Here is an 18,280-nt window from a genome sequence, read left to right as displayed (position 1 = left end):
CCAGACCTGGCCCCAACCCACCCACGCCGGCACCCAAGCCATCCGCATCAAACGACCCCAACCACCCGCCCCAGACCCTTAAAGCAACGGCATTGGACCTAGGGCACCGGTACGGACCTCGTGGCCTGGTGGTCTTCTGGGTGGTCACAGTGGTGCCGCGTCGTCCACCGTGCTGATTGCGGTTCCTCAGAGGTGGCTGTCCAGGAAGTCGCGCACCTCGGCGCTGGTCTTGGGTCCCGTGGCGTGTGCCACCGCCTCTCCCTGCTTCAGCAGGACGTAGGACGGGGCTCCGGTGATTCCGTAGCGCTTGGTCGCGGTCGGACAGCGCGTGATGTCGGTGCGGACGGCCGTCAGACGGTCTGCGTACTCGTCGGCGATGGCACCCACGACGAGGTCCATGGCCCGGCACGGCTCGATCGCCTTGGGCCATGTCCCGATGAAGTAGGCGAGGACCGGCACTCCGCTCATCTTGAGGATGAAATCGAACTCCGCGTCCTCCCGGGGTTGGTGAACCCGCTTCGTCATGATGGCTCCTGACCTCGCTTTCCGTCGTTTCCTCCCCATCATCCCCCGCTAGGGGCGGCAGGTCGGCCGGAAGATCGTCCGGCGCGGACGTCCCATAGACCTGCTGTCGATGAGTTCACCGTCCCCGGACGGTCTACCGAATGACACGACCGTTCTCGACAGGAGTGCCATGTCCACCATCCAGCCAGTGATCCTGACCGCCGACCAAGACGTCCTGCTCGGCTTCTACAAGAAACTGTTCGGCGCCGAGGAGATCTACCGCGTACCGGCGGAAGGCCCGCCCTTCTATCTCGGCCTGCGCATCGGCGACACCGACCTCGGGCTGGTGACCAAGGAGAACCCGGGAACCGGGGAGGCGCCGCGGATCCTGCTCAGCATCGGTGTCGACGACGTCGACGAGACGCTCGGCCGGGTGACTGCGCTGGGCGGCTCGGTGAGCGGCGCCGCCAAGGACATGCCATGGGGCCAGCGCGTCGCCCACATCAAGGACCCGGACGGCAACCCGGTGAACCTCACCCAGCCGATCCCGATGCAGTGACCTGGGGAGGGCAGTCGCGGAGGATCTTCCGGCCCTGCTCGCGGGCCGGCCGCTCAGCCCTGGCGCGGTTTGCGCATCCGGCTGAGCCCTGGCCGCGGCGGCCACGGGTTCTGCCGCCAGGCAGCTCGCAGGAGGCGTTCATCGGCGCCGGTCTCTCGTCGGGGTTCGTAGGTTTTCGTGATCATGTCCTGTCACCCCGGGCGCGGCGGCAGAAAAGAGATTGCCTCGGAGGCGGAGGTCACGTTGGGTGAGCGGCATGGCTGAACTACGTACCGATCGACTTGTCCTGCGCCGATGGCGCGACGCCGACCTTGAACCGTGGGCGGCCATGAACGCCGATCCCGAGGTTCGAGAGCACTTGGGTGATCTGCTTACCCGCGACCAGAGCGATGCATCCGTGGCGATGTTCCAGGCCGAGTTCGATCAGCGAGGCTATGGGTGGTGGGCGGTCGAGGTGGAGGCCACGGGCGAGTTCATCGGCTTCGCCGGCTTGGACGACGTGGACGAGGACATGCCGTTCACGGGCGTGGAGATCGGCTGGCGGCTCGCCCGCTCGGCCTGGGGCCAGGGCTACGCCACCGAGGCCGCGCTGACTGTCCTGGCCCACGGCTTCGACACCCTTGAGCTGCCTGAGATCCTCGCGGTGACGACAACCGCCAACTTGCGTTCGCAGGCCGTGATGCGCCGGATTGGCATGACCCGTGACCCGGCCGAAGACTTCGACGATCCCACCGCGCCCGAAGGTCCGCTGCGTCCGAACGTGCTGTACCGCGTCGCCCGTGGTGCGAGGACCTGACGTTCTCCTCGTACGGGTTGGGTGCGGGGCGGGGCGGGCGCGCCGAGGGCGCGCCCGCGGTGGGCTCAGCAGGTTGAGCTGCTGGAGATCCTTATGCCGTCGATCGTGATGCCGGCGCTCATGACAGTGGTGGTGTTCGGTCCGACGCAGAGGGTGCCGGCGTTGCTGCGCAGATAGGCGACGTCGTCGTTGCGGGTGTTGAGGACGATGTAGCCGTCGCGGGACGTCACGTCCTGGAATCCGCTGGTGACGACCTGGAACTTGGCGGCGGGGTGACCGGCATTGACGGCGGCCCGGTTCACGTAGAAGCAGACGTATGGGTACGCACAGCCGTGCTGGACCGGCTCGGCGTTCGCGGCCGGGGCGCCGGCCATGGTCGCGGCCGCGACCGCGCCGGTGACGACGGCGAGGTTCGCCGCTTTGCGGATGATGGAGTGCATCGGTCCCCCTGGGATTTCGGTTCGGTTCAGGTCGGTCGGTGAGCGGTGTCCGGCCGAGGGGACGGCGCCCGCCTGCGGGGCACAGGTCAGGGTGCCGGAGGTGTCCGCCGTCGTCCGCGGCGACAAGTCCGCGCACGGAAGCCTCTCATATGGCCGCACATGTGATCGACCGTCATGGTCTGTTCAGTTCGCGCGAGTTCATGTGCCGTACGGAACAGCTCCGGGACGTACCGGATGTGAGCCGTATTTCGTCATCGACGGGCGTGGCCTATCGGGCCGTAGGCGCTTTCGTCGCCGACCCAGTGCCGCATCAGGCAGCGTTCGCCCTGTCGGCTTGGGCGGGCTGTCTCGCTCCGGTGCCAACGCGTGGTATCGGCTCCTGCGGAAGTCTTGGATAGGCTCAAGCATGCGATCTCGAACAGGCGGCATGTGGTGGGGGACGACGATTGAAGCGCCGGACCCCAGCGGTTTGGCGAAGTTCTACGCCGAACTCCTCGATTGGCACATCGGGCACGAAGAGCCGGGAACAGCCATCGTTGCGGCCTCCCCGGCAGGACCGTTCTTCGTGTTCCAGAAGGCGGAGGGCTATCGGGCTCCGGTGTGGCCACCGGCCGACGGCGACCAGCGCCCGATGATGCACTTCGACTTCCAGGTCGGCGACCTGGACTCGGCGGTCGCCGAGGCAGTCGCACTGGGAGCCACCCTCGCGGAGGTCCAGCCGCAGGGAAACGTCCGGGTGCTGTTCGACCCGGCCGGCCACCCTTTCTGCCTGTGCCGCGACGGCGAATAGATCAGGCACCGTTCGCCCCGTTGGCGCCTCCCCGCATCGACGTCAAGGACACGACGCAATACAGCGCGCCGCCCAGTCTCCTGGGCGGCGCGCAGGCATCCGACTGAGTTCAGGCTGTTCCGAAAGTGGCTGACGCCACGGTCAACACCTACGAGCCCAGCTGCACCCCGCCTGGAGCACCGATTCAACTACGGTGCGGCTTACCGGCGAAGATCAGTCCGTCGCGTCCGTAGGGGCTTTCGGCGATGAGGAAGCCATTGACCGTGCCGAGGAGCTCCGCCTCCGTCTGATCAGTCAGGGATGCGAGACGCTTTCCGCTCCTGGCGTCCAGGGTCACGAGGCTGAGCATGCCCTCCTTCTTGCTTCCAGTCAGCAAGTAGACGGTTTTGCCGTCACTGAAGCCACGCCGCCCGGCCTCGACCACGGTGCCGGCTGCTTCCCAGCGCTTGGTGCCGCTCTGATCGTAGGCAACTACGCCGGTGCCGGAGGCGACCACGACGATGTTGCCGTCCTCCGCCCGGACCTCACCATGAACCTCAGCGACTCGTTTGCCGGTGACACCGTCGAGGAACAACACGGTCCCGCCGCCGTCACGTCCGCGGCGGGAGACCACCACGTGATTGCGCACGTTGTACACGGTGGTGCCGTATGCCTTGCCCAGGGCCACCGTCCACATGGCGACACCTTTGCGAGGGTCGATGCGCATGAGACGCCCGGTGTCCGCGTATGAGTCCAACTGCTTGTAAATCAGGGCGTAGTTGCCACCGAAGTCCCCGGTGTCGAAGTCGTCGGCGGTCTGCACGGAATCGCTCTTCATCCAACGCTTCCTGCCCGACTCCAGATCCAGAGCAGCCGTCGTCCATCCGTAATGCGAAGCACCCGTGACCAGTACGACGCCTGCCCTCGGCCTGAACTCGATGTTCCCGGCCCGACTGGCCCCCTTGATGACTCTGGTGGACCAGACTGGCTTTCCGGTGCGCCCGTCGAGGCGCGCCACGAATTCGCCCACGACGCTCTGGTCGGTCCCGTCAGGTGACAGCTTTCCCCAGCTGACGATGAAGTCGTCGCCGACGGGCCATGCCTGCTCGGCGTACCCGGACTGCACGGACGACTTCCATCGCTCAACGCCGGTGGCCGGATCGTAGGCGACCAATGTCGATTGGTCGTCCGGCAGTGTCAGTACGACTCCGGCACCGACCGCGATCGGCTTGTTGCTGAGCTCACGCGGATGCGATGCGAGCGCCCGTGGCCCGTAGGGACCCGGTTCGGCAACTGAGGCCGTCGGAGCGGAGGCGACATGAGCGGGACCGGAGTCGGCGCTGCATGCAGTGGTGGCGGAGATGCTGACGGCTGCCAGCAGGAAAGTGATGCTGAAGCGGGGACGGGAGGCAGAGGGCATGGCGAGTTCCTGAGGTGCGAAGGTCCGACCGCGCGGGGGTGGTGCTCCAGACCTGGTCGGCGATGGCAGCGGGATGGCAGTGGCGAGACGCGTCCGTCCGTTGGGGGATCGCCGATCAGCCGACTACCGGAGGCTTACTCGAGTAATCGGTCGGACAGTTGGATCTTCCTATCAGCTCCTGAAGTGACCTGTCACCCCTCGTGACCTGCGATGCCTGCACATCCATGCCACAAGCAACACAGACCGGACGCACGAGGTGACCTCGCGACTGCGGCCCCCGAAGCGGACGCACGATAGTGCGCCGATCCAGGCGAGCCGCAGACGGCGGTGACCAGGATCGAGGGCGTCGCAGGATGACTCTCTCCCGGCATTCGGGCACCGGGTTCATGTGATGCAGCCGGGACGTCAGCGCCAGGCACGGGCGCGGGCGACCCGGGTGACCGATCGCGCTCGACGCGGACGGCCTGCCGAGCGAGGAACCGTGGCAGGCCCAACTACATCAAGCAGGTCATGATCCCCCGTTCGAAGGCCAGTTCCTGACCATGACACGCAAGACAAGACTCACCCGCTACGCCCTTGCCGCTGCCCTCGCGGGCGGACTCCTGACGGGCTGCACATCGGACGACGAGTCCCTGACGTACCAGACGGACTACAGCAATCACCGACCGCTGAAGGTCGTCGGCTACCCCTCCACGGGAAGTCTCCAGACCGTGCAGGCGGCCGTGTGGCGGCTCGCCGACGGCGACGTCTCCGGACTGGCCGAGCTCGCCGTCGACGACACGCACGCCAACGCCACAGCCCGCAACTGGGTCAAGGCCTTCGGTCCCGCCGCCGAGGGAGACGTGACGGCGGACTTCTACGACGAAGGTTCCGTACGGCAGGTCGTGGTCCTCTACTTCGCCAAGAGCGGCCAGATCAAGGAGATCGAGGCCCGTAGGGGAAGGGAGGACGACTCCTGGGGCCTGACCCTTGCCGAGCCCGACCCGGCCGAGGTGACGGCCAAGCCCACATGGGCCCCGTCGAAGCCGGGCCACTCCGGTTCCCGCACCGTCGGCGCCGCATCCGGGAACTAGTGCCGCATCAGGCAACTGGTGCGGGGTGGCTGGTGGAGCACCCTCATCGGCTTGCTCCAGGACCCGTACGAGCGTGGAGCAGTCGTATGCGAAGATTCGCGCGTCAGGCTTTGGCTGACCTGGCCGATCCAATGGTGCTCGGCGGTCGGCGCGCCAAGGAAGAGCACATGCGTACCACCATGATCAACGCCGCACGGGCAGTCGCCGTCGCCGTCGGAACGATTCTTGCCACTGGCTGCGGCACGGACCTCGCTCCCGCCGACCACGCTGCGGCCACGGCCCACACCCACGCCTCTTCTTCTTCGGCACCGGTGTCTTTCGGCCAGAAGGCCGTTCGGAGAGAGCTGCAGGCGGCCGTCACAGCAGCGGGACTGACAGGCGGCAAGGTGGAGGCGGGGTTCGGCAGGCACCAGGAGTCACACTCCCTCGTCGACACGGGGAAGAAGGGTAAGGCTGCCGCACTCGGCACCCGGCTGACTCCCTGCGTAGTCACGTGGGTGCCGACGGACCAGTACCGCCCCCTGCGCGCCGCCGATTCGGCTGACAGGCAGCGACAACTGGAGGCGATGCTGTCCGGCCTCACGGCACGGGGCTGGAAAGAAGGCACACCTCGACAGACGGTACCCGTCGGGGGCAGTAGTACCTACTTCATGGCCTCGTACAAGAAGAAGGGCTGGTTCCTGCACGCCCGGCATCTCACGGCACCCTCACTCGACCAGGTGACGGTCATGGTCACGGAGACGGTCTGTTTCAACCGGCTCACCGACGAGGAGCGAGCCCTCATCGAGCACTAGGCGGTTTGGTTCCTGTCTCGGGGGTGTTGGGCGGCGTGCTGTGCAACCTGCCATAAGGGCTGGCGGGCGCTTTGAGGGACGCTGAGGTCCGGTTGCGCCTGCAGAGCGGCGAGGTACGCCAGATCCGTGTTCTGGCCAGCCCCATGAGGAAAGGTCTGTGGCCTTCCTCGACGAAGAAGAGGCACCGTTCTGAGCTGCCGACCGCTACCGGCGGGGAGTCTCCACAGGTCGAGCGTCGCTTGACGCAGCGCCAACGCCGCATCGTGGCGCTGCCGCCTACCAGTTACCGCGTAATGCCGTCGTCGAGTCCAGCGATGACTCTGACGTCTGCTTCGGACATACCCAGAGCCTTGGCGATCTCCTGGGTGACATACGGCTCCGGGTTATGCCTTCCGCTGCGAAGCATGAGGATGGTGGACATCGATCGTGCGGTTTCCCTTGCATCGGGCGTCCAGGGGCGGCCGCTGGTGAAGTGGACGCCAGCCTTGCAGGTGCCAGGTGCCAGGTGCCAGGCGCCACCGGCGACGAGAAGACGCCCCCGCCCATCCGGACGCCCCCGCCCGCCCTGGGCGTGTCGCGGGATCCCCAGGTCGGAGGGTGGTGCACCGTCGAGGTCGTGACGACGACTGCGCAGCGCCCGCCCACAGCTCCGGCCCGGGGCATGGCCTGGATCCCCGGCGGCTCGTTCCTGATGGGCTCCGAAGACTTCTATCCGGAGGAGCGTCCGGCGCATCAGGTGTCGGTGGACGGGTTCTGGATGGACGAGCATCCCGTCACCGTGGCCGCGTTCCGCCGCTTCGTGAAGGCGACCGGCTACGTCACCGTTGCCGAGCGCCCGGTGGACGCACGCGACTATCCGGGTGCCGACCCTGCCGATCTCGTACCGGGGGCGCTCGTCTTCTCCATGACCCGCGGCCCTGTGGACCTCGACGACTGGCGCCGTTGGTGGGACTACCGTCCCGATGCCTCCTGGCATCACCCGCAGGGGACGAACACCACTCTGAACGGGCGCGAGCGGCACCCGGTGACCCAGGTCGCCTACGAGGACGCGCGGGCCTACGCCGAATGGGCCGGCAAGGATCTGCCGACGGAAGCGGAGTGGGAGTTCGCAGCCCGCGGTGGCCTCGACTCCGCCGTCTTCCCGTGGGGTGACGACTTCACGCCCAAGGGCCGCAGGATGGCCAACACGTGGCACGGCCGCTTCCCCTGGGAGTACGAACCCCGCGGCAAGACCAACCCTGCCCCTGGCACCACCCCGGTCGGCGCATACCCGCCCAACGGCTACGGGCTGTACGACGTGGTCGGCAACGTATGGGAATGGACAACCGCCCATTTCACCTCCCATCACCCCGCCCCCGACCCCGCCCCCGCCCCCGCACCGAGCGCCTGCTGCGCACCACGCAACGCTCGCGTCGACACCCCGCGCGAGCCCGCCCCGGACCCCGTCAGCTCACCGATGGAGCCGTTCCCCCGACGGGTGATCAAGGGCGGCTCCCACCTGTGCGCACCGAACTACTGCCTGCGCTACCGTCCCGCAGCCCGCCAGGCACAGAGCGAGGACACAGCTAGCTGCCACCTGGGCTTCCGCTGCATCCTGCGCTGACCGATTGACCGATTGACCGATTGACCGATTGACCGACCCGGCGGCGCCGCCCGGCTCGCTCGGCGGCTTTGCCCGGTTCGCTCGGCGGCGTCGACCAGTCCGCTCGCCGGCGTCGGCCGTCCGGCCCGACGACGCCGCCCGGTCCGCCCGGCCGCGTCAGGATCCTCCGACCGTTCCCCCGGTCGGCCGATGTCCCACGCACGCCGACCTGCGCTCGTCCGGCCGCAGGCCAAGTATGGAGCGCAGGAGTCCGCACCGAGCCGGGGTGCGGGCATGCTCGTGGAAGGCAGGACCCGTGGCTTCGACATTCCGCGGCGTGGTGAACCTCGACGTCCGTGACTCCGTGCCCGACTGGTCCGCGTACGAGCAGCCCAAGGCACCCGCAGGGGCACCCAACGTGGTGTACGTCGTCCTCGACGACGTCGGTTTCGGCGCGATGAGCTGCTACGGCGGACCGATCGAGACCCCGCACATCGACCGCCTGGCCGAGCAGGGCCTGCGCTACTCGCAGTGGCACACCACCGCACTGTGCTCCCCGACCCGCTCCGCACTCCTGACCGGGCGCAACCACACCACCAACGGAATGGCCTGCATCAGCGAGGCCGCGATCGGCTTCCCGAACGCCAACAGCCACATCCCGCCGGAGTGCGCGACACTCGCCGAGGTCCTGGTCGAGCGCGGCTACAGCACCGCCATCACCGGCAAATGGCACCTGTGCCCGGAGGACGAGATGAACCTCGCCTCCACCCGCCGCAGTTGGCCGCTCGGCCGCGGCTTCGAGCGCTTCTACGGCTTCCTCGGTGCCGAGACCAGCCAGTGGTACCCCGACCTGGTCCACGACAACCACCCCGTGGAACAGTCCGCCACCCCCGACGAGGGCTATCACTTCGGCGTCGACATCACCGACAAGGCCATCCAGTACATCGACGACGTCAAGGCCATCGCACCCGAACGGCCGGTCTTCCTCTACTACGCACCGGGCTGCGCCCATGCCCCGCACCAGGCACCGAAGGAATGGATCGACCGGTATCACGGCCGCTTCGACGCCGGGTACGAGGTGATGCGCGAGGAGATCCTGGCCCGTCAGAAGGAACTGGGACTGGTCCCGGACAACACCCAACTGCCGCCGATCAACCCGATCGGCTCCCCGGACACGCGTACGGGGCCGGGCGGAGAACCCTTCCCCGCACTGGACTTCACCCGCCCCTGGGCGGAACTGAGCGCGGACGAACGGCGCCTGTTCGCGCGGATGGCCGAGGCGTACGCCGGGTTCCTCTCCCACTGTGACGACCAGGTCGGCCGGCTCGTGGCCTACCTCGAGGACATCGGGCAGCTCGACAACACGATCTTCGTGGTGGTCTCCGACAACGGTGCCTCCGGTGAAGGGGGTCCAAACGGTTCGGTCAACGAGAACAAGTTCTTCAACAACGTCGCGGACGACATCGACGAGAACCTGGCCATGATCGACAAGATCGGCGGCACCGAGACCTACGGTCACTATCCCAACGGCTGGGCCATGGCGTTCAACACGCCCTTCAAGATGTGGAAGCGTTACTCCTTCAACGGCGGCACCTGCGACCCGTGCATCGTCTCCTGGCCGTCAGGGATCGCCTCCCGCGGAGAGGTCCGCACCCAGTACCACCACGCCATCGACATCGTGCCCACCGTCCTGGACTGCATCGGTCTGGACATGCCCGAGACCGTACGCGGCCATGTTCAAGTCCCCCTCCAGGGCGTCAGCATGCGCTACTCCTTCGACGCCCCGGCCGAACCCTCGGCGAGGACCACGCAGTTCTACTCGATGCTCGGAACCCGCGGCATCTGGCACCAGGGCTGGAAGGCCGTCACCACGCATCCCGCGATCAGCGGCTGGGGCAACTACAGCCAGGACACCTGGGAGCTCTACCACACCGACGAGGACCGCTCCGAACTCAACGACCTCGCCGAGCAGCAGCCACAACGCCTCACCGAGCTGATCGGCCTGTGGTTCTACGAGGCAGGAGTCAACCACGCCCTGCCGCTGGACGACCGTTCCGCACTGGAGATCCTCTCCACCCCACGCCCACAACTCACCCCGCCCCGCGACCGTTACGTCTACCGGCCCGGCGGCTCCGAGGTCCCCGAGGCGGTCGCCGTCAACATCCGCAACCGCTCGTACAACATCGGCGCACTCGTCGACATCCCCGGCCCCGGTGCCCACGGTGTGCTCTTCGCCCACGGCGGCCGCTTCGGCGGACACACGCTGTTCGTCCGCGACAACCGCCTGCACTACGTCTACAACTACCTCGGTACCGATCACCAGTTGATCACGGCAACCCAGGAACTCCCACTCGGCGAAAAGCTCATCCTCGGAGCGTCCTTCGACAAGGACGGCGAGATCACCCCCGGCGTCGCCACAGGCATCCTGAGCCTCTACCACGGAGACCACAAGGTCGGCGAAGGCCGGATCAAGACCCAGCCCGGCCGCTTCACCCTCGCCGGAGAAGGCCTCACCGTTGGCCGCGACAGCGGCGAAGCCGTGACCGACCGCTACCCAGGCACCGCCCCCTGGACGTTCACCGGCGCCACCCTCCACCGCGTCGCCGTCGACGTCAGCGGCCACCCCTACATCGACCTTGAGACCGAGGCTCAGGCCATGCTCGCCCGCGAGTGACCGACCCGGACAGCCAGAACGCACAACCAAGACAGCCCGGGCGGGAGTTGGAGTGTGATCGGGCGAGTGCGGACTCCTCGCTCGATCACGTCCCGCGCCGGCGACTTCCTGGGAATGCCCGAGGGGGCGCGGTTGCGGAACCCGATCGAGGCTGCCCGTAGCCCCAGCGGAACGCGCCGCAGTGATCACATGCGTGAAGGGCGGATGCCGAGGCACGTCCTTGGGGTCGTGGTAGCCGTCGCGATCAACCGGTCAAGCCCATCGAAAGGGGGAGCCCGATGGCTCTGTCCCGTCAGGCCCTCGAATTCGCCGCCGAGATCTTCAACCACGACTGGTCTGACGCCCCGTACCGGGCGGACCAGGCAGGCCACCGGCGGGCCACTGATCGGGCCGGGGAGGTCCTCACTCGGGAGGAGACGAACCGCGTACGGGCCAACGTGATGCTCGTCGTGGCCCAGGTGCTCGGTTACCAGGACCCGAATTTCGACCCCTACGAGTTCGCCGAGACCTGCGGCGTGGAGGAATTCAGCGCCACCGAGGTCCAGGCCGGCCTGCGGATCAGCCTCGCGGGCCAGTACGCCACCCCGGGCACCTGGGACCACATGTAAGCGTGCCTCCTGCGGAGACCGGAGTCAGATGTGGGCCCTGATCTGCTTCACCGGGTGACCGAGTGTGTCACCGAAGGTGGCCAGTTCCACGTCCTCGAACCAGTCACGTCCGGGGTTCCAGATGGCGATCTCGAAGCGGGCGAAGCCACATGGCCAGTCGTAGTCCAACACGTCCAGCGACGTGGCGGCGCCGCAGCAGGGCACTTCCACGGTCAAGGTCGCGAAGCCGTCCTCGCCGTGCTCTTCCAGCAGGTCGCCGTACCACTCGGTGTCGATCGAGACGCCGCAGTGCGGGCAGCCGATCCTTTCCAGGTTCTCGCCGCAGTCGACGGGTGCAAGGGCGTCGTGCCAGGTCACGTCGATCTCGACCTCCACGCCATCGGCCAGGCCAGGAGCCAGGTCCGCTGCGAGCGCGGCAGTGCGCTCGGCCGCCGCCCGGTCGGGCTGCCACTGGGGATCGGTCGGAATGATCGACAGGACGTCTTCGCTCACGGGCTCACTCGATTCGTCTGGCACAAGCGTTGGGGGGTGTCGCGATCGTAGAGCCACCTGGCCGGCCGTCCGTTCCCCGGGTCCGTCACTTGTCAAGGGCAACGCCCGTGCCGACGAGGCCGCCGTCGACCCTGCCCGATCGATACGAGTTCTGCTTGAGCCGACGCTTGACGGGGCTGGTGACCTGGGCGTCGTCAGCCGCGACAGGGTTGCCGTCACCAGCGCAGCCATCGCCGAGACCGCACGCATTGCCGCTAGGCTGCGCCGATGCGCACGGTCGAGGTCTTGTTGGACGAGGCGGCGGACCTCGCGGTCCGGGCGGCCTGGCGGCGGCTTGCGGATGCGGGGCTGCCCAGTCAGGCGCGCCATCGATCCCCGACCAACAGCCCGCACCTCACGCTGGCCTCGTGCCCCGAGCTGACAACTCCGATCCGTTGGGCCCTGGGCGAGGCGGCCGCCATGCTGCCACTGCCGGTACGGATCTCCGGTGTCGTCCGCTACGAGCGACCCACCTCTGTGCTGGCCTGGGCCCTCGAACTCGACTCCGCCTTGGCCGACTTGCACGGCCAGGTGTGGGACGCGGTGGCCTCGGACAGCCCGCCCGAGACCCTCAACCCCTTGCACGACCCCAGGCGCTGGAGCCCGCACATCACACTCGGCCGTACCCGGCGGGCCGGCGCCTTCGCCGATCGGCGGGTCCCCGAACTGCTCCCGGCCCCGCCGTTGTCGGTCCAGCTCGTCACCCTGCGCAGTTACGACACCGAGACGGGCGCTCTGGAGATACTGGAGCCCCGTTTGTGAGGCGACCCTGCCTCTCACCGGTCGGTGCACCCGACGCGGTGATCCAGAGCGGGCGTCGGCGGATGGCCGCGTGCGGGGCGCGGGGCATCTCCTTGCGAGGACAGGGTGGCGTGGCATGGTCACCGAGCAGGCCGATCTACGGTCCGGGAAGATCGGGCCCGGATTTGGGCGGTACGCATCGCCACGCGAGCCCGGCGGCGGTCAGGTAGGCGAGTGCGCCGATGCCCATGCTGACGCGGATTCCCTGGCCGTACGTGGTGGCGTTGGCAAGCAGAGTGCCACCGAGGGCGACACCGGTAGCACTGCCCACTTGGCGGGCGGTGTTGAAGAGTGCGGAAGCCGTCCCGGAGTATGCCGGAGGTGCGGAGCCCATGACCGTGGAGGTGGTTCCGGTGAGTGCGAATGAGGTGCCGAATCCCGCCGCCATCATGGGGACGATGAGCAGGGGGTAGGCAGGGTCGGCCCCTGCCGCGGTCCAGCCCGCCAGGCCCGCGGAAGCCAGGAGCATCCCGGCGATCACCAGGGGCCGGTCTCCGGTACGACGGGCGAGTCGAGCGGACACGACGGAGGCGAACATGGTCATCGCCACCGCGGGGAGCAGCGCCACCCCAGTTTCGAGCGCGCTGAAGCCGCGCTGGTGCTGGAAGTACAGACTGGCGGTGAACACCATGGCGTAGAAGCCGAAGTTGAACAGCAGGCCGATGGCGCTGCCGCCGCCCAGGGCGCGCGAACCCAGCAGGTTCAGTGGGACGGCGGGAGATCGAGCCAGCCGTTCGCGGACCACGAACGCCACGGCTGCCAGTACGGACAGGCTCAGTCCAGCGAGAACCGCCGGCGCGGTCCAACCGCGTCGTCCGGCCTCGTTGAGTGCGCCCGTCAGCAAGGCCACTCCCGCCACCACCGCACACTGCGCGGGCCAGTCGACGGCACGGGAGACCAACCGGGGGGAAATCGCCACGTGGCGCAGTGTCAGCATCAGGCAGACGATGCCGACCGGCAGATTGATCAGGAACACCCATCGCCAGCCGACCGTGGAGACGAGCAGTCCGCCCAGCAGCGGCCCGGCCGAGGCCGCGGTACCGGCCATGGATCCCCACAGGCCGAAGGCCCTCGAACGAGCCGCCGGAGCGTGATACGCCTGCCGGAGCAACGCGAGTGAACCGGGCACGATCAACGCCGCCCCCAATCCCTCGACCAGGCGGGCCGCGGTCAGCACAGGGGCATTGGGTGCGAGAGCACAGGCGACGGAGGCCGCCGTGAACACGGCCACGCCCGTGCAGAAGATCCGACGGTTTCCCCATCGATCACCCAGTGCCCCGCCCAGGAGCAGGAAACCGGCGAAGGCCAGGGTGTATCCATCGGTGATCCACTGGATGCCCGTGACAGAAGCCGACAACTCCCGGCCGATCACCGGCGCCGCGACGCTCACGACCGTCACGTCCAGGATCACCATGAAATACCCGGCGCACACAGCGAACAGCGGGGCCAAGGACCGCTCCCCGTTCTGCCTGCCCGGCTGACCGGGGGAGGCGGACACCCGCTCGCCGCCCGGTTCTGCGAATGCCATACGCGCGGCCCCGTCCTGTTCAGAATCGGATGGGGGTCACAGTAATTTGGAGACGGCGATATATCCCGTTTCGCTCGCGAAGTGGCCGTCGCGTCGCAGTGGTTGGTCGGTTCGTCGAGGAGCAGCAGTTCGGGGAGGCTGCCAGCACGTAGGAGAGCGTGAGCCGGGACTGCTCACCGCCCGAGGGTGAGCCGAGCACCCGCTCCCGGGTGATGCCAGGAGGGCCAGCGGGGAGCCAGAGCCTGTGCATGGCGACATCGACGCGGGCATGCGCCTCCGTATCGGCCGCGCTCCCCGTGCCGTTCAACAGCTCCCCGTACGCGCCACGTTGGCTGTGGCCGTCGGGGTCGTTGTCGCGTGGAGATTTGCCTTGGAAAGGTCCCCGTCGAGGTGGGCGACCAGTCGCGGATCCATCATGCGCCGCCACAGCGCGGGAAACCACGCTACGACGATCATCGTTGCGTAGCCTGACGGAAGCTGAGGCGCTTCGTCGAAGTGCCTCAGCGTCTGGTACCGCCGAAGTGGGTTGGCGTGATGATCGGAGTGCCGCTGGAGCTGGAAGAGGAAGAGGTTGCTGACGACGTGGTTGCTGTTCCAGCTGTGCCGCGGCGCCACTCGTTCGTATCGGCCATCGGGGCGACGCTGTCGGAGTAGTCCGTAGTGCTCCAGGTAGTTGACGCTCTCCAGGAGACAGAATCCGGCGACCGCCTGCAGAAGCAGGTAGGGCAGCACCGTCATCCCGAAGACGCAGCTCAGGCCGGCGAACAGCGCCACGGTCAACGCCCAGGCCGTCAGGACATCGTTGTGCCGTCCCCACGCGCGACGGCCGCGGCGCTCGAGTCGACGGCTCTCAAGTCTCCAGGCCGAGCGGGCGCTGCCGACAACAGCCCGCGGCAGGAACCGCCAGAAGCTTTCGCCCATCCTGGAACTAGCCGGATCCTCGGGGGTGGCGACCCGAATGTGATGGCCGTGATTGTGCTCGACGTAGAAGTGACCGTAGCCGGTCTGCGCCAGTGCCAGCCGGCTCAGTTGCCGTTCCAGTCGCTCACGCTTGTGGCCGAGTTCATGGGCCGTGTTGATCGCCACCCCCGCCACCACTCCTGTGGTGGCTGCCAAGCCGAGTGCCTCTGGGACGGACAGGGCGCCGCTGGCCCACCGGTCGCATGCCCATATCAGGGCGCCGAACTGGAGCGGAAGGTACAGGTAGGTGCACCAGCGGTAATAGCGATCGGCCTCGAGGCGCCGCATGACCGCTTCGGGTGGATTCTCGCCGTCCTTGCCGCTCACCTGATCGATCAAGGGAAGGAGGACGAAGGCGAAGACCGGCCCCCACCACCACATCGCCCCGATGCCGGTCACGGCCGCTAGGCCACCTGCTTGAAACGGCAGTGTGGGCACTGCGAGCGCCAAGAGCCACAGATAGCGCTTCGGGTCACGCCACTGGTGGGCGTCTTGTGCGTGATCATGCATCACGGCATCTCTTTCGTGATCTGGTGCGCATGGAACGGAGTCTTGAGCGTGCCAGCGCACACAAGCCGCTGACAAACAGAGCGCAATGTAAACTTTCTGACTGACCATCACTAAAATGCTGCAGCATACGTGCCATGTCCTTGCGACACTGTCCAGCCCGCCGTCGAGTCTCGACTCCAAGACCGTGCACCGTTGTCGGGGCGCTGCCTCAGTGAGCAGCCGATCCCCGCCGCAGCCCCACCCCTACGCGGACCGGCTCAGCGGCCTCGGCCCGCTTGCTCGTGCGCGGTTGTGCATCCATGTGTACTTGCACGCGCGAAGTACGAGTGACATCCCTACAGTGACGGCCGGCATGTGAGAGGCGACGCCATGACAGAGTGGATGGTTCGGCCGGACGGTGGCCGTCCGCAGGGCCACGACTGTCCCCATGCCGCCGACGCGGGCCCGGCGCCGGCACCCCAGAGCCGCGTCTGCCTGGAGTGCTCCGCCCAGGGGCACGAGGAGACGCGTCTGAGGCTCTGCCTGACCTGCGGCCACCTCGGATGCAGCGACAGCGCGCCGGGCGCCCACGCCACCGCTCACTATGAAGCGAGCGGTCACCCCCTCGCACAGTCCGCAGAGCCAGGCGGGGAAGTATGGGCCTGGTGCTACGTCGATGAAGTGTTCCTGCGGCCGCGCGACGGCGGACCCGTGCGCCCGAGCGGGTCGACGACCCCAGCCGCGTCGTAGCCCGGGATCATGGGGAATCGGACCGGAATCATCTCGCCAACCCTTCCCGACCGGATCTTCAGGTCGAGAGGGTTCACGGCGGCGGCACGGACGTCGATTAGGACCTGACCCGGGCCCGGCTCAGGAACGTCGGCCTCGGAATCGGTCGAAACGGCCGACTTACTGCTTTTCGGTGAACTGCGGGTCCTTCTTTTGGTTGTAGATCTCCTCGCCGGATGCGTTGTAGGCGTGGACGTAGGGGATCGGTCCCGCATAGTGCGGGCCGGGGTTATCCGTGGAGAGAGCCGCCGCGTAGACGAATGCACCGCCTGCCATGACCGCTGGATACTGTTTCGGGTTGTCGCCGTAACTGATGGTGATCTTGGCAATGTCGGATGTGTAATGCCCGGCACCCATCACGAGGTATCTCCCCTTGCCGGCGGGCTCGAGGGTGGAGTCGAAATACTCGATCGAATGACCGGTGCCCCACAGGCGATTGTTGATAAACGTGGGCGGAGAATCCTGACTGCTGCCCTTGTCGCCCTTCGACTCGCATTGCACGTACTGATCGTCGGAGTTGACGGCGACCACCACGCCGTCCCCGTGCTGCGAGCGAATGGGAGCGCGGGCCGCGACCACCGCTTGGTACCGGGATGCATCCGAGCCCAGGCAGGCAGCCAGGATCTTGGCGACGGTCCTGGCCTGGATCGGAGTCGTCGTCCCGCTGGTGATGGTGAACGCGTCCGCGGTGGAAGTCGCGTGCGTCGAAGACGGCGCTGAGCCGGCTCCGGCCGACGTGAGGCCGGGCGTTGTGCTCGGAGTCGGTGACGCGGCGGCGCTCGTCGGGTTTCCGGCAGGGCCGGCGAGAAGCGGATTGGCATCCCCTGCCCCGCTGAAGACGGACACGGCCGCGACACTCACCCCCGCGACACCGGCGGCAACGCCCAGCGGAACGCCCCACCTGCGCCGCAGCGAAGCACCGTTGCCCTCTGGACCGATCTTGATCAGGAGCTCCTCCCGGGTCCGCCGGTGGTTCGGCAGATCACGCTCGGAAGGGGCCGCGGGAATGCCCGGCATGTCGTTCATCGTGCGACCTCTTCCGCGTTGACGGGATTCCTCGAACTGAATGACGCCAGGACCGTGGCTCCGCCGACGAGGTCGGCTCCCAGCCTCCGCCGCGCGCGGTGCAGTCTGGACTTCACGGTTCCGACCGCCACCTTCAGCGTTGCCGCGGCCGCCTGCTGATCCAGTCCCGCCCACACGCAGAGCTCGACGACCTCTCGTTCATGGCGCGGCAGCCGGGCCAACGCCCGGTGGATCTCCGACATACGACGCTCGTCGTCGACCAGGACGGCGACGCGGTCCGCGTGGTCGCCCACGGGCTCGCCATGCGAGACGAGCCGGTGCAACAACGCCTCGGCCCGCCTCAGCCGCCGCCGGGTGTTCGACAGCAGACCGTCGGCGACGCCGAGCAGCCACGGCAAGGCCGAGTCGCGGTCGAGCACCGTCTCCGATCGCCGACGCCAAGCGTGCAAGAACACGGTCGACGTGAGGTCTTCAGCCTCGGACCAGTCGGCCGTCCGCCGGAACAGGTAGTTGTAGACGGTCTTCGCATGGCGGTCGAAGATCCGACCGAACGCCTCCCGGTCGCCGTCGACGGCCCTCGCCCACAGCTCCCGATCAGAGACCCCTCCGACCGGGACATCGGGACCAGCGTTGTTCAGTTCCATGCTCCATACGTGTCCGGCAACCGGCCGAAGGTTCCCGCTGAGGCAGCTCCGTTTCGACGGACTTGGATTCACCCGGTCAGCAACAGTGCTGGTCGAGGATCGCACACGCGGGCGAGCGGGAGAAGATCCCGCCCGGGCTGCTCCGTCGAGTCGTACCGTACCGGGCCCACCACGCGCTGGAAGGTGGTCGCCCGCGCCCCGTGCAGGCACCGCCGAACCGGCCGCGCGACCCGGAAGAACAAGTGCCGAGCGATGAAAGGCCAGTGGCGTTCACAGGTGCCGGATGGCCGTAC

Annotated in this window: 19 protein-coding genes; 10 read left to right on the top strand and 9 right to left on the bottom strand. The window is 67.7% G+C overall.

Annotated features, from left to right (window positions below; translation table 11 throughout):
* Positions 1 to 186: 186 nt before the first annotated feature.
* Positions 187 to 525 carry a thioredoxin family protein gene (locus tag ACFYYF_RS41285; RefSeq protein ID WP_388784698.1) on the bottom strand — a complete coding sequence of 113 codons (339 nt, stop codon included), beginning with the start codon at positions 523 to 525 and terminating at the stop codon, positions 187 to 189.
* A 169-nt stretch (positions 526 to 694) separates the two neighbouring features.
* Here ACFYYF_RS41285 and ACFYYF_RS41280 point away from each other — a divergent pair, with 169 nt between their 5' ends.
* A complete protein-coding gene (locus ACFYYF_RS41280; protein WP_388784696.1) occupies positions 695 to 1,063 on the top strand; it encodes a VOC family protein in 369 nt (122 codons plus the stop codon).
* A 256-nt stretch (positions 1,064 to 1,319) separates the two neighbouring features.
* Entirely contained in the window at positions 1,320 to 1,859 is a 540-nt protein-coding gene (locus ACFYYF_RS41275) for a GNAT family N-acetyltransferase (protein ID WP_388784693.1), read from the top strand.
* Positions 1,860 to 1,924: 65 nt separating this feature from the next.
* On the opposite strand, the gene ACFYYF_RS41270 is transcribed toward ACFYYF_RS41275, so the two are convergent.
* Positions 1,925 to 2,299 (bottom strand): hypothetical protein, encoded by a 375-nt coding sequence (locus ACFYYF_RS41270; RefSeq protein ID WP_388784690.1) that lies wholly within the window; start codon positions 2,297 to 2,299, stop codon positions 1,925 to 1,927.
* Positions 2,300 to 2,705: 406 nt separating this feature from the next.
* Between ACFYYF_RS41270 and ACFYYF_RS41265 the strand changes: the two genes are divergently transcribed.
* Positions 2,706 to 3,089 carry a VOC family protein gene (locus tag ACFYYF_RS41265; RefSeq protein ID WP_388784688.1) on the top strand — a complete coding sequence of 128 codons (384 nt, stop codon included), beginning with the start codon at positions 2,706 to 2,708 and terminating at the stop codon, positions 3,087 to 3,089.
* 184 nt (positions 3,090 to 3,273) lie between these two features.
* Here the strand turns inward: ACFYYF_RS41265 and ACFYYF_RS41260 are convergent, their stop codons facing one another.
* The gene (locus ACFYYF_RS41260) at positions 3,274 to 4,488 is read right to left on the bottom strand and encodes a PQQ-binding-like beta-propeller repeat protein (RefSeq protein WP_388784685.1); all 1,215 of its coding nucleotides are present in this window, start codon (positions 4,486 to 4,488) and stop codon (positions 3,274 to 3,276) included.
* 542 nt (positions 4,489 to 5,030) lie between these two features.
* On the opposite strand from ACFYYF_RS41260, the gene ACFYYF_RS41255 reads away from it, so the two are divergent.
* The 5 genes from ACFYYF_RS41255 to ACFYYF_RS41235 all read left to right on the top strand — a co-directional run bounded on the left by ACFYYF_RS41255 (position 5,031) and on the right by ACFYYF_RS41235 (position 11,219).
* Positions 5,031 to 5,561 carry a hypothetical protein gene (locus tag ACFYYF_RS41255; RefSeq protein WP_388784682.1) on the top strand — a complete coding sequence of 177 codons (531 nt, stop codon included), beginning with the start codon at positions 5,031 to 5,033 and terminating at the stop codon, positions 5,559 to 5,561.
* A gap of 179 nt (positions 5,562 to 5,740) precedes the next feature.
* Positions 5,741 to 6,355 (top strand): hypothetical protein, encoded by a 615-nt coding sequence (locus ACFYYF_RS41250; protein ID WP_388784680.1) that lies wholly within the window; start codon positions 5,741 to 5,743, stop codon positions 6,353 to 6,355.
* A 616-nt stretch (positions 6,356 to 6,971) separates the two neighbouring features.
* The gene (locus tag ACFYYF_RS41245; RefSeq protein WP_388784677.1) at positions 6,972 to 7,958 is read left to right on the top strand and encodes a formylglycine-generating enzyme family protein; all 987 of its coding nucleotides are present in this window, start codon (positions 6,972 to 6,974) and stop codon (positions 7,956 to 7,958) included.
* 295 nt (positions 7,959 to 8,253) lie between these two features.
* Positions 8,254 to 10,611: an arylsulfatase gene (locus ACFYYF_RS41240; protein WP_388784674.1), complete on the top strand. Its 2,358-nt coding sequence runs from the start codon at positions 8,254 to 8,256 to the stop codon at positions 10,609 to 10,611.
* A 278-nt stretch (positions 10,612 to 10,889) separates the two neighbouring features.
* Entirely contained in the window at positions 10,890 to 11,219 is a 330-nt protein-coding gene (locus ACFYYF_RS41235) for a hypothetical protein (RefSeq protein ID WP_361689122.1), read from the top strand.
* A gap of 24 nt (positions 11,220 to 11,243) precedes the next feature.
* Here the strand turns inward: ACFYYF_RS41235 and ACFYYF_RS41230 are convergent, their stop codons facing one another.
* On the bottom strand, positions 11,244 to 11,711 hold the full coding sequence (locus ACFYYF_RS41230; RefSeq protein WP_388784672.1) for a hypothetical protein: 468 nt from the start codon (positions 11,709 to 11,711) through the stop codon (positions 11,244 to 11,246).
* Between the two features lie 267 nt (positions 11,712 to 11,978).
* On the opposite strand from ACFYYF_RS41230, the gene ACFYYF_RS41225 reads away from it, so the two are divergent.
* Entirely contained in the window at positions 11,979 to 12,512 is a 534-nt protein-coding gene (locus tag ACFYYF_RS41225; protein WP_388784669.1) for a 2'-5' RNA ligase family protein, read from the top strand.
* A 136-nt stretch (positions 12,513 to 12,648) separates the two neighbouring features.
* On the opposite strand, the gene ACFYYF_RS41220 is transcribed toward ACFYYF_RS41225, so the two are convergent.
* Positions 12,649 to 14,079 (bottom strand): MFS transporter, encoded by a 1,431-nt coding sequence (locus ACFYYF_RS41220; protein WP_388784666.1) that lies wholly within the window; start codon positions 14,077 to 14,079, stop codon positions 12,649 to 12,651.
* A gap of 303 nt (positions 14,080 to 14,382) precedes the next feature.
* The gene (locus ACFYYF_RS41215) at positions 14,383 to 15,549 is read right to left on the bottom strand and encodes an alkane 1-monooxygenase (protein WP_388784663.1); all 1,167 of its coding nucleotides are present in this window, start codon (positions 15,547 to 15,549) and stop codon (positions 14,383 to 14,385) included.
* A gap of 369 nt (positions 15,550 to 15,918) precedes the next feature.
* Between ACFYYF_RS41215 and ACFYYF_RS41210 the strand changes: the two genes are divergently transcribed.
* Positions 15,919 to 16,278, top strand: coding sequence for a UBP-type zinc finger domain-containing protein (locus tag ACFYYF_RS41210; protein WP_388784661.1), 360 nt, complete (start codon positions 15,919 to 15,921; stop codon positions 16,276 to 16,278).
* Here ACFYYF_RS41210 and ACFYYF_RS41205 read toward each other — a convergent pair.
* From ACFYYF_RS41205 to ACFYYF_RS41195, 3 genes are read right to left on the bottom strand one after another with little or no spacing between them, the layout of a single operon-like run.
* The gene (locus ACFYYF_RS41205; RefSeq protein WP_388784658.1) at positions 16,197 to 16,532 is read right to left on the bottom strand and encodes an alcohol dehydrogenase catalytic domain-containing protein; all 336 of its coding nucleotides are present in this window, start codon (positions 16,530 to 16,532) and stop codon (positions 16,197 to 16,199) included. The genes ACFYYF_RS41210 and ACFYYF_RS41205 overlap by 82 nt on opposite strands.
* The gene (locus tag ACFYYF_RS41200; RefSeq protein WP_388784655.1) at positions 16,438 to 17,343 is read right to left on the bottom strand and encodes a hypothetical protein; all 906 of its coding nucleotides are present in this window, start codon (positions 17,341 to 17,343) and stop codon (positions 16,438 to 16,440) included. Before ACFYYF_RS41200 ends, ACFYYF_RS41205 begins: the two co-directional genes overlap by 95 nt.
* Entirely contained in the window at positions 17,340 to 17,987 is a 648-nt protein-coding gene (locus ACFYYF_RS41195; protein WP_388784652.1) for an RNA polymerase sigma factor, read from the bottom strand. Before ACFYYF_RS41195 ends, ACFYYF_RS41200 begins: the two co-directional genes overlap by 4 nt.
* Positions 17,988 to 18,280 lie beyond the last annotated feature (293 nt).

Origin of the sequence: Streptomyces sp. NPDC001914, assembly GCF_042891215.1 — a bacterium.
Lineage (GTDB): Bacteria > Actinomycetota > Actinomycetes > Streptomycetales > Streptomycetaceae > Streptomyces.
The sequence above is the reverse complement of the archived record's forward strand: the minus strand, read 5'-3'. Positions and strand labels throughout refer to the sequence as shown.